The following is a 13745-nucleotide window of genomic DNA, read 5'->3' as shown; positions in this document are numbered from 1 at the left end:
TCTGGTTCACTGCAAAAAGTAGCCTGTCGCGGTCTGTGAACCCGGCCCCCTGAAAAGGGGTTAGTGCACACCAACTTGTCTATACAGGAGTATACCATGCCAGTCGCCCCCTCTCTCTGTCAGCTGACCCCCGGTAAGGTCGGGCTGGCCACACTGAAACGCATTTATCACGGTAACGTTCAGCTTTCGCTGGATGAAAGCGCCCGCGCCAGCGTTCTCAGGGCTTATGAAACCGTCGAGGCCATTGTTGAGTCAGGCAAGGTGACCTACGGCATCAATACCGGCTTTGGTAAGCTGGCGCAAACTTCTATTCCTGCCCAGCGGCTTGCCGAATTGCAGCGCAACCTCGTGCTTTCCCACAGCGTGGGCATTGGCGAGCTGCTGCCGGATGACGTAGTGCGGCTGGTTATGGCGACCAAAATTATCAGCCTGGCGCGCGGCCACTCCGGTGTCCGGATAGCGCTGATAGAGGGCCTGCTGGCGCTGTTCAATGCCGGTGTGATGCCCTGCATCCCCGAGAAAGGCTCCGTGGGCGCCTCAGGCGACCTGGCCCCGCTGGCGCACCTCTCGCTGATGCTGCTTGGCGAAGGGGAAGTGCGCGTCGCGGGCAAATTGATCCCGGCTACCGAGGGACTGGCGCTGGCCGGACTGCAACCCTTTGTGCTGGGGCCGAAAGAGGGACTGGCGCTGCTAAACGGCACACAGGTTTCCACCGCGCTGGCCCTGCGTGGGCTGTTTGAAGGCGAAAAAGTGTTTGCGGCGGGGCTGGTAGCCGGGGCGCTTTCGCTGGAAGCGATCAAAGGTTCTGTCAAACCTTATGACAGCCGCATCCATGAAGCGCGTGGGCAGCATGGGCAGATTGCAGTGGCAGCGGCGGTTTCCTCGCTGCTGGAAGGCAGTGATATTCTGCATTCCCATGCTGACTGTGGCCGCGTTCAGGACCCCTACTCCATCCGCTGCGTACCCCAGGTGATGGGTGCCTGTCTGGATAACCTGCTTCATGCGGCTAAAGTGCTGCAAATCGAGGCCAATGCCGCCTCCGACAATCCCCTGGTCTTCAGCGAGACGGGAGATGTGATCTCCGGCGGTAACTTCCATGCCGAACCCGTTGCCTTCGCCGCCGACATCCTGGCGCTGGCGATTGCCGAAATTGGCGCGATTTCGGAACGGCGTATGGCGCTGCTGCTGGACAGTGGACTCTCCGGCCTGCCTCCTTTCCTGGTCAACGATGGCGGCGTCAACTCCGGCTTTATGATTGCTCAGGTCACCGCAGCCGCGCTGGCTTCGGAAAATAAATCTCTGGCGCATCCCGGCAGCGTCGACAGCCTGCCGACCTCTGCCAATCAGGAAGACCATGTCTCGATGGCTACCTATGCCGCCCGCCGTCTCGGCGCGATGTGCTTTAACACCGCAGTGGTGGTTGGTATTGAAGCCATGGCAGCGGCGCAGGGCATCGATTTCCATCGTCCGTTGCAAAGTTCGCCCCTGATTGAACAGGAGATGGCTAACCTGCGCAAGCGCGTGGCCTGGCTCGAAAAAGATCGCCTGATGGCGCCGGATATTGAACAGATGCGGCTCTGGGCAAGCAGCGACAGCTGGCCTGATCCCATCGCCGCCCTTTTCCCCAGCTCAGCACCGGCAGTTTCCTCCCCAAATTAAGGATTTGATGATGAGTGACAACCTAAGCAAAGCGGTGGCGCGTGAAGTCCGTGCTCCCCACGGCAGCGAACTCCACTGCGCTAACTGGCTGATTGAAGCGGCGTACCGCATGATCCAGAACAACCTTGATCCGGATGTGGCGGAACGTCCTGAAGATCTGGTGGTGTATGGCGGCATTGGGAAAGCCGCACGTAACTGGGAGTGCTTTGAACAGATCCTGCGTTCGCTTAAAGCCCTGCAACCGGAGGAAACTTTGCTGGTGCAGTCTGGTAAGCCGGTTGGCGTTTTCCGTACGCATGCCGATGCGCCGCGCGTGCTGATTGCTAACTCCAACCTGGTGCCGCACTGGGCGAACTGGGACCATTTTCACGAGCTGGATAAAGCGGGCCTGATGATGTACGGCCAGATGACCGCAGGCTCCTGGATTTACATTGGTGCTCAGGGCATCGTGCAGGGTACTTTTGAAACCTTTACAGAAGCGGGCCGTCAGCATTACAACGGTGACCTGAGCGGCAAATGGATCCTTACCGCCGGACTGGGCGGCATGGGCGGCGCACAGACGCTGGCTGGCGTGCTGGCCGGGGCCTCTGTGCTGGCGATTGAGTGCCAGGAATCACGTATCGACTTCCGGCTGCGTACCCGTTACGTGGATTACAAAGCCACCACGCTTGATGAGGCGCTGGCGATGATCGACCAGGCTAACCAGCAGAAGCGCGCCATCTCTGTAGGGCTGCTGGGCAACGCCGCAGAAATCGTGCCTGAGCTGGTTAAGCGTGCCAAGGCAGGCGGCATGAAGCCTGATATCGTTACCGATCAGACTTCCGCCCATGATCCCATCAATGGCTATCTGCCGGTTGGCTGGTCGCTTTCGCGCTGGGAAGAGACGCGGAAAAGCGATCCTAAAGCGGTTGAGAAAGCAGCCAGGGCCTCTATGGCGGTTCATGTGCAGGCGATGCTCGACTTCTGTCACATGGGCGTGCCCACAGTGGATTACGGCAACAATATCCGCCAGGTCGCTCTCGACGAAGGCGTAAAGAACGCTTTTGATTTTCCGGGATTTGTTCCCGCCTATATCCGGCCGCTGTTCTGCGAAGGCAAAGGCCCGTTCCGCTGGGTGGCGCTCTCCGGCGATCCGGAAGATATCTATAAAACCGACGCCAAACTGAAAGAGCTGTTCCCGGATCACAAAAACCTGCATCGCTGGCTTGATATGGCGCAGGAGCGCATCGCTTTCCAGGGCTTGCCGGCGCGTATCTGCTGGCTGGGGCTGGGTGAACGTCATCTTGCCGGGCTGGCCTTTAACGAAATGGTGCGCAACGGCGAGCTGAAAGCGCCGGTGGTGATTGGTCGTGACCATCTGGACTGCGGTTCTGTGGCGTCGCCAAACCGCGAGACAGAAGCGATGAAGGATGGTTCTGATGCCGTTTCTGACTGGCCGCTGCTGAATGCCCTGCTCAATACTGCGGGGGGCGCCACCTGGGTCAGCCTGCACCACGGCGGCGGCGTGGGCATGGGCTTCTCTCAGCATGCGGGCGTGGTTATCGTCTGTGACGGCACCGCTGAAGCGGACAAGCGGCTGAGCCGCGTGCTCTGGAACGATCCCGCCACTGGCGTGATGCGTCACGCCGATGCAGGCTATGAACAGGCGCAGGCATGTGCCGCTAAGCACGAGCTGAACCTGCCGATGGTGAAGTAATCTTTTCAGGTCGGGCGCCCTGCCCGGCCTGCCTCATTTTCACCGCCAGCGCTGCCCCCCTTTTTATGCTACCTTGATCCAGCCAGATATCAGGAATTTGCGGCTCAGAGGAGAGGACGTCATGACAATTCCCGTTTCGCTGATTGAAGAGGCCACCGGCTGGCGCAGAGAACTGCACGCCCTGCCGGAACTGGGCTATCAGGAACATCAAACCTCGCACAGAGTCGCGGAGCAGCTTCGGGCATTCGGGCTACAGGTACATACCGGCCTGGCCGGTACTGGCGTGGTGGGTACGCTGGAAAACGGCCCCGGCCCCAGCATTGGATTTCGCGCCGATATGGATGCGCTGCCGATAACCGAACGGGGCGAACCCGCCTGGCGCTCAACGCGGCCGGGCGTGATGCATGCCTGCGGCCATGATGGCCACACCGCCATGCTGCTGGCCGCGGCGAAGCACCTCAGCCAGACCCGTCAGTTCAGCGGCACCCTGCATTTCGTTTTCCAGCCTGCGGAAGAGAATCTGGGCGGAGCGCGGAAAATGGTTGCCGAAGGTCTGTTTACGCTCTTCCCGATGGAGGCTATCTACGGCATGCACAACTGGCCAGGCCTGCCTGCTGGGCATATTGCGGTGAACAGCGGAGCGATGATGGCCTCCCTTGATGCGTTTGAAATCACCCTACGCGGCAGAAGCTGCCACGCCGCCATGCCGGAAAACGGAGCCGACCCCGTGGTGGCGGCGGCCCAGCTGATTCTGGCGCTGCAAACCATTCCCTCCCGTCGTTTATCCCCTCTGGCTTCAGCCGTAGTCAGCATCACGCAGATCAACGGCGGCGAGGCGATTAACGTCATCCCGGAAAATGTGGTGCTGCGCGGCACCTTGCGCTGTTTGCAGGCCGACGTGCGCAGCAAAGTACGCAAAATGATAGATGAGTTTGTGACCACGTTTACCGCGCCACTGGGCATTGAGGGCAGTATTGAGTATCTCACCGATTATCCGGTGACGAAAAATAACGCGGCAGAAGCGCTGAAAGTACGCGACTGCGCGCTGGGGCTGTTACCCGCTGAGCAGGTGCACTGGGAAGTAAGCCCGTCGATGGCCTCAGAAGATTTTGCCTGTATGCTGGAAGCGTGCCCCGGCGCCTACTTCTGGCTGGGAGCCGATGGCGAGACGCCTTCCCGACCGCTGCATAATGCGCACTACGACTTCAATGACCAACTGATCGGCAAAGGCATCGCATTCTGGAGTGCGCTGGCCGAACAACTGCTTCCCCGGCGTTAAGAGCCTGCCAGGCTGGAGCAGCCAATGTAGCCTTCTGCATTCAGCCCCAGCCTGTGCAGGCAACCCTCCTCAGTAACCCGCCCGGACGAGCTGTTCCAGCGCATCCTGTCGGTCTGCCGCCCGGCCAGTTGCCATATAGCAGCAGGCGATCTGCTGGCGAAGCGACTCCGGTACAGCCAGCTCACGGTTCAGGCATCGCGCTATCCATGCCGCGGTGGTAGCGGCATCTTTCGCTGCTGGCAGCGTATCGCGTGCCGCTCCCTCCTCTTCCTGCCGGGGCAGCAGCACTTCTGGCTCACCGCCCGCAATCAGGCTGATAGCGGGACAGCGCTGAGGGTTGGCATAGACCTCCCCTTCGGTACCGTTCAGCAGCAGTGCCCGCCCGCCGATAGCCCGGAAAAACTGCCCTACGCGGGGGATATATTCCGGATGAGAGACGCTGGAGAGACGCAGCGCGGCATCTTCCGCAAACGGCGTCGCCAGTTTTGCCAGCGTATGCGCGCTGTTACGTACGCCCATACGCCAGCGCAGCGAGAGCTGCCTTTCCAGCGGCGCACAGAGTGTGGCAACGCTCATAAACACCAGTTCACCCTGCTCAAGCTGCGCCTGCGCCTGCTCAGCAGATTGCACAGCGGCAACGCCCAGCGCCTGAAAGACCGCTTCGCTGGTGACACGGGTAGGATCGTCACTGACGCCATGCACCACAACCGGAAAGCCCAGCCTGCTCAGCAGTAAAGCCAGCAGCGGCGTCAGGTTCCCCTGCTTACGCGCGCCGTTATAGCTTGGGATAACCACCGGCATGGGGTAATGCACAGGCGGAGTGAGCTTCATAACCCGCTCCTGCATCGCCTCATAAAAGCCGAGCATCTCCTCCTCGCCTTCGCCTTTGATGCGCAGCGCAATCAGAATCGTACCCAGCTCCAAATCTGGCACTTCGCCCGCCAGCATCTGGCGGTAAAGCTCACGCGCGGTAGCAAAATCGATATCACGGGCATGGTTTTTACCGCGCCCCACTTCTTTGATGATCTTGTTATATTCCATGCTTCTGCTCTTCGGTTATTAGCGACGACGGCGCGGTGAGGGTTTCTTTCCCGCAGGTGCCAGACTTGCTTTGGGTAACTCGCCTTCCGGCATTGCTGGCTGCTCAATCGGGAAGACCGGCAGCGCCCCCAACAGGCGGGCGCCATAGCTTTTGCTCAGCAGTCGCCGGTCGTAAATGACAATTTCACCAAAACATTCATGGCTGCGGATCAGTCTGCCGACCTGCTGGATCAGATTAAACGAGGCGCTGGGCAGACTTTGTACTTCAAACGGGTAGCGTCTCAGGCTTTTCAGCCACTCTCCCTCGGTCAAAATAACCGGGCTGTCCACCGGAGGGAAAGCAATTTTATGAATATGCACCTGCGACAGCAAATCCCCTTTGAGATCCAGCCCTTCGGCAAAAGATTGCAACCCGACCAGAATGCTGGTTTCCCCCTGCTCAACGCGCTTGCGGTGCAGCGCCACCAGCGCAGGACGGGGTTTATCGCCCTGTACCAGCATCATCAGACGCAGCTCAGGCAGATAAGAGAGGAACTGCTGCATCGCACGGCCGCTGGCAAACAGCACTAAGATGCCTTTGTGCAGGCCAAGTTTAATTTGCGCCCGGAAGAAGTGCGCCATCTCCGCCAGATGCTTCACTTCGTTAGCCAGCATCGGCTCATACTGCATCTGCGGGATCACCAGCTTGCCCTGCTCTATATGGTTAAACGGCGAATCCAGCGCAACAAAACGGTCGCCCACCTTCTCCGACAGGCCGGACATCTCCTGTAGGCGCTGGAAGCTGCTTAGCGAGCGCAGCGTGGCGGAAGTGAGCACCACATGGGGGATTTTGCGCCACAGCAACTTTTCCAGCTGATCGCTGACGCGGATGCCGGCGCAGTGAAGCATTAAGTGGACGTTGCCGTCGCGGATCTCTCTGGTTGCCCATTTAGAGACCGGTGCGCCAGAGGCTTTTTCCATCGCCGCCAGTTTCCAGAGCTTGCTGCTGGCTTCAAACCAGCCAAGCGCTTTATTCATCTGGATCAGCGCGCGGTGCAGCCTGACCACATCAAACTGCCCCGACTTTTCGCTTAAATCGTTCAGCAGCGCTTCCGCCAGCCCGCGCAGACCATCGCACAGTTTGAACAGACGGGCGCACAGGGTCAGCACTTCTTCGGGAAGCAGCCCCATTTCAAAACGGTATTCGCCCTCCTGATTGCCGGGCGGCAGCAGCTGGGCAAGAATATGAGAGAGCTGCTGCAACTGCTCGCGCACCTCTTCACAGTGCGCTTTCAGACGCTCAGGATTGCTCAGGCCTGGCGGCCTTTTGGGGCGAAACTGGGCCAGGCACTGCTCCACAAGGCGGCAGAAGAGATCAAGCTGTAGCGTATTCCAGCCGGGAGTGATTTCCCCGCTCATTTCCAGCGCATCCCGCGCCACATCCGGCAGATGATGCCCTTCGTCCAGCACCAGCAGCAGATTTTTCGGCGGCGGCAGTACCGATTCGGTTTCCAGCGCCGCCATCACTAAAGCATGGTTCGCCACCACCACATCCGCGTTTTCTATTTCACGCCTCGCCACATAGAACGGGCATTCGCGAAACCAGTGACAGTTGCTGCCAAGGCAGTTGGCTTTATCGGTGCTCAGGCGCTGCCAGAGCGAATCTTCAATAGAATCTTCACAGTGATCGCGCAGACCATCCCACTGATGCCGGTTAAGGTTTTTTTCAAGAGTGGTACAGAGCGCCCGCTCATCCTTGCTGGCGGTCATCTGTTCATCCAGAAAGAGCAGCAGATCGCCCTGTTTTTCCTCATCGGTGGCCAGAGCCGACAGATTACGGGGGCAAACATAGCGGCCACGGCCAAAGGCGGCGGTAAACCGCAGATCCGGAATGATCTTCTTCAGCAGCGGTAAATCTTTGCTGAATATCTGATCCTGTAACGCCACGTTAGCCGTACTTACCACCAGCGGTTTCTCTTCCGCGCGGCTGACGGCGATCCCTGGGATCAGGTAAGAAAGCGTTTTCCCCACGCCGGTGGGCGCTTCAATCGCCAGATGACGGCCATCATCCCCCGCCAGCGTTTTCGCCACTTCGGCAATCATCTGCCGCTGCGGTGCGCGGGGAATAAAGTCAGGAATTTGTTGCTGAAGGGTTTTATACCACTCCGCAATTTGCGCTTTTAACGCGGCAGATAACGCCATAACAACCACTTTTTACTGAAACGGCCTGTATTTTTACACAGTATCAGGCTCGCGTCAGCCTTCTTCACTTATTGCCTCGGGGCAGCTCGCAGTTTGGCCAGATGGCAAGAGGCGCAGAACCCGGTGAGAGGCCAGGCAACAGCTGTCATTTGCCTGAATCCGGACAGAGTATTACGCCTGCACGCTGAAGCCGGGCGCGCTGCCCTCCATTCAAAGGTAGAGATTGTGCACGGTTGGGCCTTAAGCTGACCGGCAGCGATCTGCTGGAGGTTCCACCTTCTTATAGGGTCAGCGGCAAATATTCTTTATGAAAAGCTCTGCATATTACCCGGAGTGAAGTACAACTGAAGGCTCTGAGCGTCAACTTTCAAAAGGTCACGCATGTCTGAACAAAATCTGGTTTTTCCTGCACGCGTGCTGCGTGGTGCGGGCGTTATTCATCAGTTAGGTGAGATCTGCCGGGAACTGGGCCAGCGCGCGCTGTTAATAGGCGGACATCAGGCGATAAAAGCTGTGGAGTCCCAGGTTCGCACCCAGCTTGCCGATGCTGAAGTGACCCTGCTGGGCTGCGAATGGTTTGGCGGCGAAACGTCTCTGGCGCAAATTCAGCGGCTGGGGGAGCTGGCAACCTCTTTGAATGTCGAGGTGATCATCGCCGCTGGCGGCGGAAAATCGCTGGATACCTGTAAAGCGGTAGGCGCGGAACATAACCTGCCGGTAATCACTATTCCGACCATTGCTGCCACCTGCTCAGCCGTTACGCCGCTGACGATTCGGTATGATGACAACGGAAATTTCCACGATATTTTCCCGCTGTCACAGGCACCGGCAGCGGTGATTATCGACAGCGAACTGCTGGCCCAGGCGCCCTTGCGCTGGCTGTCGGCTGGGCTGGGCGATACGCTGGCGAAATGGTATGAGTTCCGCGCCGTCAGTCAGCGCCATCCACCGGTTGATGCCAGCGCCAGGTCCTCGCTGGCGCACAGCCAGATTTGCTATGAAGTGATTGCCCAACATGGCCCGAAAGCCTGTGAAGCGGTGCGCAAAAATCTGCCGGATTACCATCTTGATCAGGCCTTAGACGCAATCTTTACCTATGCCGGGCTGACCTCGCTGATGAGCAACGGCGCTCACGCTGCGGCGGCACACGCCATTTATGAAGGCTTTACTTTCTGCGACAAAACCCGTGAGTTTGGTCACGGCCTGCTGGTGGCCTACGGTAATCTCTGCCTGTTGGCGCTGGAAAACCGTCCTGATGAAGAACTGCTGCACGAGATGGCGCTGGCCCGCCAGTGTGGCGTACCACTCACTCTTAAGGAGATTGCCGATCTGACCGATGAGGAACTGGCGATAATTGTTCGCGAATCCGTGCACGCGCCAGATATGGAAAATATGGCGCACCCGGTCACTGTTGAGGCGCTTTATCAGGCTATCCGCCGGGTGGAAGCGCTGGCGGTCGGGCGGTAATGTTCCTTTATTTCTGGTCTGGAAACGGCAGACGGTGATCCCGCAGCGTCACTGCTGACAGTGCCCTGCGGAGACTGCATAAGAGTTGCAGGCTCCGCAGGATAGCGATGCCTTCCGGTTCAACTAGCCGGATCGCCCTGAAAAACTGGTGCCATCCGGCTATGCTGACCGCCTGCGGAGGCGCCGCCAGAAGAGAATGTGCTGACGAACTTCTCTTGTACCGCAGTGGTTATCCCGCGACCTCACTCTCCAGCTTGGTTTGCCCTAAACGACCAACAAATGGCAAGCGCAGCGCCGGAGATTTCACATCAATGCCCATATTGAAGCCCAGAATATTCACTTCCAGCCCCTCTTCTCCTCCCAGGGTCAGGCCCAGCACGCCCAACAGCGAAAGCTGTAGCCCGCGGCCTGATGGTGGTAAGCCAACCGGATTTTTAAGCGGACGGAAATCTTTTCCAATGGCGTTAGCAGGCAAATCGAGCCGGAGCGTGGGCACTTCCCTGCCAATATGCGCCAGAAAGGTGTTGCTGTTCGGGCCGGGCCAGACCCGGTAGGTATGCGGCCAGGGATAACTTTTTATCGCTTTCTCGATTTGCGGGATCATTGCCGCGGCAGCAGTTCCACGGTGGTCAACAATCAGCTGCGGCTTTGCGCCAAACCAGTAGCCGTCCGGCAGCGCATAATTTTCGCGGATAACGTTGCTGCTGCCCCAGCTCACCACCTCATAGCGGCTGAATTGCGTCTCCCCTGCCTTTTTAAATATGATCCAGGGGTGCACGGCAAACAGTCCCCGCCAGCCAAAGGTCGGGGCGACATAGACCTGCACGATGGCCATCTGGCGGAAAGTTACCGGGTCTGGCGCCATCTCCGCAGAGTCGCGTCTTGCGGTAGACCAGCTCTGTCCGCGGAGTTCCACACCGCTGTGCGTGGCTTTATAGTAGCTCTGACCAAAAGAGAGCAGCATGATGCAAAGAAAGCCTAAAGTGATGAATTTCAAATAGAGCATAGTTCCTTTGTCCACCCCTACTGAGCGGGTAAAAAATGTGTTTCGGATTGGGTTGATTTCGCGGCTGGGACAGGGCGTCGTCAGACTCGGGGAAGGTGATATTTGTCACATTACTGAAATAGCTGCCGCTGTTCAATGATTATTCTTTGCACAGCATAATGTGTGCAATGAGCGGCAAAATGGTGCGCTGCTGCGGTTGTTCTGCCACTAACACGCGGGCCGTTAATTCAGCGAATTGCCGTGAGCGCCCTGTCGCTCAGTGGATTTTGTGATGATCCTGACGGCAAGGTAATTTGTTTACGGCAGCGCAGGGCGATGTATCTCCGGTTCAACAGCCGGTGCTTTACTGCTCCTCTGCTGCGGCTTCCTGTGCAGCACGATGCGGTTAAACATGGCTGTAGCTTTTTTGCCTTTTCACGGGCGGCCTCTCCAGGGCTGACCTTAGCCCTTTTTCACTGCAAAAATTTGTACATCACCGTAGTGGCATCTAATACGCCTGCCGTGGAGAGTGCATAAGCGGGGATCTGCCCGCTTATCTGCCATCCTTGCGAAAGATAAAGCTGCTCCGCGACATCGCCCGTGCGGGTATCCAGCACCGCCAGCGATCGCCCCGCCTGCTGCGCCAGCTTTTCAGCCTGTTGCAGCAGTATGCGGGCAATGCCCTGACGTCTGGCTTTGGGGTGCACCAGCAGTTTGGCTATTTCAGCCCGATGCTCGCCGTTTGGCGGCATCTCCAGCACCACAATCACTGTCGCCACAATCTCACCGTTCTGCCGGGCAACAATCAGCTGTTTGCTGCCGTTTGCCAGGCTGGTGATAACCCCCTGCCATAAACGCTGCATGGGTCTGGCATCCAGAGAAGTAAAACCAATGCTGGCACCCTCTGCCACACAAGCGTGCAGCACATTATACAAGGCTGCCTGTTCAGATTCTGCCTGTGCGGCAGTCAGGGTCTGATACTGAAGATTGTTCATCAACGACACACCACCAGTGCATAATGCGCGCCTTCAGGCTCTGGCGCGTGGAAAGAGGAGCGGCCAGAGAGGTGAAAGCGCAGGCAGTCGCCCGCTTCCAGCCGCCACTGCTGATCGTTCATGCTGAACACCAGCACGCCTGCAAGCATCCAGATATGTTGTTCTATCCCTTCCACCGGCGGCGCATCATAGTCAATCCTTGCACCGCTTATCAGCCTTCCCTCTACCAGCTCGCCGTGAAAGTTGCTGGCGGGTGGCGAAATGCTCCGCCGTTGAAAGCCACTCTCATGGTCGTGCCAGACGCTTTGCTCGTGACGGCGTAAACGCTGCGGCCCCGGCTCTTCTACCTCGCTTAACAGCCGCGACATGGTTAGCCCATAGGCGATGCATAAACGGTTCATTAAAGAGGCTGTGGGGCTGGTCTCGCCGCGTTCGATGCGGGAGAGCGAGGCTCTGCTGATGCCGGTCATCTCAGCCAGCGTCTCCAGCGACCACGCTTTTTCAACACGCAGCGCCGCCAGTCGCCGGGCGAGACGTTGTTCAGTAGAGGCGCAATCAGGCATGGTTTTCTCATTTATGGGAATTATTCTCTTTAATGAGATCTACAGATTTTAAGGCAAAGTATCAACTTGTACAGTTAAATAATAGTTGTACAGTAATGAAGAGTCCGCTACGGTAGACTGAGTGGTAAAGATGAGAGGATCTGCATGGCATTGTACAGTATTGGTGATGTAGCGGTACGCTGCGGAATGAATCCCGTCACCCTTCGGGCGTGGCAGCGCCGTTATGGCTTGCTGAAGCCCCAGCGGACCGAGGGAGGACACCGTCAGTTTGACGAGGAAGATATTCAGCGCATTGAAGAGATCAAACGCTGGATTGAGAGCGGCGTGCCGGTAGGCAAGGTCAAGGCGCTGCTTGAGGGAGAAAATGTCAACGTCCATGACGGATGGGTCAAGTTGCAGGAAGAGATGATGGCCGTGCTTCGCCATGTCAGGCCCGCTAAACTCCGGGTTAAAATTGCGGCGATGGGGCGTGAACATCCGGCTGATGCTTTAATCGATCACGTGTTTATACCTATCCGGCAGCGCCTTGGGCTGGATCAGAACACCGCCCGTACCATGTGCAGCCTGCTCGACGGCGCTCTAATCGATTATGTTGCGTTCTGCTTAACAGGCTCCCGTAAAAAGCCGGGAAAAGATGCGCTGCTGATTGGCTGGGCTAACGAAGATCGCACCCGACTCTGGCTGGAAGCCTGGCGCCTCTCACAACAGGGGTGGCGAATGGATGTGCTGGCAGAACCGCTTGAAATGCCGCGTCCGGAACTGTTCCCTGGGCAGAAACTCTTTATCTTTACCGGTAAGTCGCTTACCCACCGGCAGCAGGAACAATTAGCACACTGGCAGGAGCAGGGTTTTGCCATTACCCATCTGCCGGGTAGTACTGCCTGAACCTCCTGGCCGCGCTTCACTGTTGCTCCTCCTGACCGGCCTCTCTTCAAAGCTTATACAGAGGTCAGGAATGGAGGCTGGCTGAAACAACAAAAAGCCAGCAAAGGCTTAACCAGCCAGGGTGAAAAGCGGTATACTTTGCCCTCTTCTGCGGCAGACCAACGGACATACCGGCATGAACTGGCAAAAAATTGGCGTCATTTTTATCTTCCTGTTGATGGCCCTGGGCGGCATCGGTGGCGTTATGCTGACGGGCTACACTATTCTTATTCGCGCGTAAAACGTCTTTGCAGGCGCTCAAAAAGGCGGTCGGTCACGATAGCCAGCAGCGCCACCAGGCAGGCTCCCTGGATAACATAAGCGGTATTAAATCCGCTCAGCCCTATAATCACCGGCGATCCCAACGTTTTTGCACCCACCGTTGAAGCGATGGCCGCCGTGCCGATATTGATAATTACCGAAGTCCGGATACCAGCCAGGATCACCGGGCGGGCCAGCGGCAATTCCACTTTGTATAAAATCTGCCAGGGGCTCATGCCCACACCTTCGGCTATCTCCCTTGCGCTCGCCGGAACGGCGCTGATCCCCGCCAGGGTTCCCTGCAAAATCGGTAACAGTCCGTAAAGCAGTAAGGCGATAATTGCCGGTTTTTCGCCAAAGCCCATCACCGGCACGGCAATTGCCAGCACGGCGACGGGAGGAAATGTTTGCCCTGCGGCTACCAGCGTTTCAATCAAGGAGCGGAACTCTCTTCCCCACGAGCGGGTGACCAGAATGCCTGCGCCCATGCCTGTTATCACCGCAAACAGACTTGAGAGAGCCACCAGTTCAATATGGGCCAGCGCCAGCTGCAAAAAGCTCTCCTGCTGATATAAAGGCCTGTCGAGAGTGGGAAACCAGTGGGCAAACAGCGGCCCGCTGTAGGGCATCGCTACCAGCAGCGCCACAAAGAAGAGCAGCAGCCACAGTAAGGGATCACGTAACCAGCGCATCT

At 57.8% G+C, this 13745-nt stretch carries 12 protein-coding genes and 1 pseudogene; 7 read left to right on the top strand and 6 right to left on the bottom strand.

The window, feature by feature from the left end; all coding sequences use genetic code 11:
* Positions 1–96: 96 nt before the first annotated feature.
* From hutH to AAH450_RS10155, 3 genes are all read left to right on the top strand, one after another.
* A complete protein-coding gene (hutH, locus tag AAH450_RS10165) occupies positions 97–1659 on the top strand; it encodes a histidine ammonia-lyase (protein ID WP_342910105.1) in 1563 nt (520 codons plus the stop codon).
* Positions 1660–1669: 10 nt separating this feature from the next.
* The gene (gene hutU / locus AAH450_RS10160) at positions 1670–3355 is read left to right on the top strand and encodes a urocanate hydratase (protein WP_342910104.1); all 1686 of its coding nucleotides are present in this window, start codon (positions 1670–1672) and stop codon (positions 3353–3355) included.
* A gap of 121 nt (positions 3356–3476) precedes the next feature.
* On the top strand, positions 3477–4634 hold the full coding sequence (locus AAH450_RS10155) for a M20 aminoacylase family protein (RefSeq protein ID WP_342910103.1): 1158 nt from the start codon (positions 3477–3479) through the stop codon (positions 4632–4634).
* A 69-nt stretch (positions 4635–4703) separates the two neighbouring features.
* On the opposite strand, the gene ybiB is transcribed toward AAH450_RS10155, so the two are convergent.
* Together ybiB and dinG are read right to left on the bottom strand one after the other, a co-directional pair.
* On the bottom strand, positions 4704–5675 hold the full coding sequence (gene ybiB / locus AAH450_RS10150) for a DNA-binding protein YbiB (RefSeq protein WP_342910102.1): 972 nt from the start codon (positions 5673–5675) through the stop codon (positions 4704–4706).
* An 18-nt stretch (positions 5676–5693) separates the two neighbouring features.
* Complete coding sequence (gene dinG, locus AAH450_RS10145; RefSeq protein ID WP_342910101.1) at positions 5694–7856, bottom strand: ATP-dependent DNA helicase DinG; 2163 nt, start codon at positions 7854–7856, stop codon at positions 5694–5696.
* 236 nt (positions 7857–8092) lie between these two features.
* On the opposite strand from dinG, the pseudogene AAH450_RS10140 reads away from it, so the two are divergent.
* Together AAH450_RS10140 and AAH450_RS10135 are read left to right on the top strand one after the other, a co-directional pair.
* A pseudogene (locus tag AAH450_RS10140) lies at positions 8093–8204 on the top strand (agmatinase); the annotation flags it as partial.
* A gap of 33 nt (positions 8205–8237) precedes the next feature.
* Positions 8238–9323: an iron-containing alcohol dehydrogenase family protein gene (locus AAH450_RS10135; RefSeq protein WP_342910100.1), complete on the top strand. Its 1086-nt coding sequence runs from the start codon at positions 8238–8240 to the stop codon at positions 9321–9323.
* A 229-nt stretch (positions 9324–9552) separates the two neighbouring features.
* Here AAH450_RS10135 and AAH450_RS10130 read toward each other — a convergent pair whose 3' ends face one another.
* The 3 genes from AAH450_RS10130 to AAH450_RS10120 all read right to left on the bottom strand — a co-directional run bounded on the left by AAH450_RS10130 (position 9553) and on the right by AAH450_RS10120 (position 11866).
* Entirely contained in the window at positions 9553–10329 is a 777-nt protein-coding gene (locus AAH450_RS10130) for a DUF3750 domain-containing protein (protein WP_342910099.1), read from the bottom strand.
* Between the two features lie 452 nt (positions 10330–10781).
* Positions 10782–11303: a GNAT family N-acetyltransferase gene (locus tag AAH450_RS10125; RefSeq protein WP_342910098.1), complete on the bottom strand. Its 522-nt coding sequence runs from the start codon at positions 11301–11303 to the stop codon at positions 10782–10784.
* A complete protein-coding gene (locus tag AAH450_RS10120; RefSeq protein ID WP_342910097.1) occupies positions 11303–11866 on the bottom strand; it encodes a helix-turn-helix domain-containing protein in 564 nt (187 codons plus the stop codon). Before AAH450_RS10120 ends, AAH450_RS10125 begins: the two co-directional genes overlap by 1 nt.
* Before the next feature lie 144 nt (positions 11867–12010).
* Here AAH450_RS10120 and AAH450_RS10115 point away from each other — a divergent pair, with 144 nt between their 5' ends.
* Positions 12011–12751 (top strand): MerR family transcriptional regulator, encoded by a 741-nt coding sequence (locus tag AAH450_RS10115; protein ID WP_342910096.1) that lies wholly within the window; start codon positions 12011–12013, stop codon positions 12749–12751.
* Between the two features lie 175 nt (positions 12752–12926).
* On the top strand, positions 12927–13031 hold the full coding sequence (locus tag AAH450_RS10110; protein ID WP_306206772.1) for a protein YohO: 105 nt from the start codon (positions 12927–12929) through the stop codon (positions 13029–13031).
* On the opposite strand, the gene AAH450_RS10105 is transcribed toward AAH450_RS10110, so the two are convergent.
* A complete protein-coding gene (locus AAH450_RS10105) occupies positions 13018–13743 on the bottom strand; it encodes an ABC transporter permease (RefSeq protein WP_342910095.1) in 726 nt (241 codons plus the stop codon). The genes AAH450_RS10110 and AAH450_RS10105 overlap by 14 nt on opposite strands.
* Positions 13744–13745 lie beyond the last annotated feature (2 nt).

The sequence above is a fragment of the Erwinia magellanica genome (assembly GCF_039023495.1).
Lineage (GTDB): Bacteria > Pseudomonadota > Gammaproteobacteria > Enterobacterales > Enterobacteriaceae > Erwinia.
This window is presented reverse-complemented; position numbering and strand designations above follow the sequence as displayed.

Coding starts and splice junctions, on each gene's coding strand:
- AAH450_RS10105 (WP_342910095.1), bottom strand. CDS start 13,743: ATGCGCTGGTTACGTGATCCCTTACTGTGGCTGCTGCTCTTCTTTGTG.
- AAH450_RS10155 (WP_342910103.1), top strand. CDS start 3,477: ATGACAATTCCCGTTTCGCTGATTGAAGAGGCCACCGGCTGGCGCAGA.
- AAH450_RS10135 (WP_342910100.1), top strand. CDS start 8,238: ATGTCTGAACAAAATCTGGTTTTTCCTGCACGCGTGCTGCGTGGTGCG.
- hutH (WP_342910105.1), top strand. CDS start 97: ATGCCAGTCGCCCCCTCTCTCTGTCAGCTGACCCCCGGTAAGGTCGGG.
- AAH450_RS10125 (WP_342910098.1), bottom strand. CDS start 11,303: ATGAACAATCTTCAGTATCAGACCCTGACTGCCGCACAGGCAGAATCT.
- hutU (WP_342910104.1), top strand. CDS start 1,670: ATGAGTGACAACCTAAGCAAAGCGGTGGCGCGTGAAGTCCGTGCTCCC.
- AAH450_RS10110 (WP_306206772.1), top strand. CDS start 12,927: ATGAACTGGCAAAAAATTGGCGTCATTTTTATCTTCCTGTTGATGGCC.
- AAH450_RS10120 (WP_342910097.1), bottom strand. CDS start 11,866: ATGCCTGATTGCGCCTCTACTGAACAACGTCTCGCCCGGCGACTGGCG.
- AAH450_RS10130 (WP_342910099.1), bottom strand. CDS start 10,329: ATGCTCTATTTGAAATTCATCACTTTAGGCTTTCTTTGCATCATGCTG.
- dinG (WP_342910101.1), bottom strand. CDS start 7,856: ATGGCGTTATCTGCCGCGTTAAAAGCGCAAATTGCGGAGTGGTATAAA.
- AAH450_RS10115 (WP_342910096.1), top strand. CDS start 12,011: ATGGCATTGTACAGTATTGGTGATGTAGCGGTACGCTGCGGAATGAAT.
- ybiB (WP_342910102.1), bottom strand. CDS start 5,675: ATGGAATATAACAAGATCATCAAAGAAGTGGGGCGCGGTAAAAACCAT.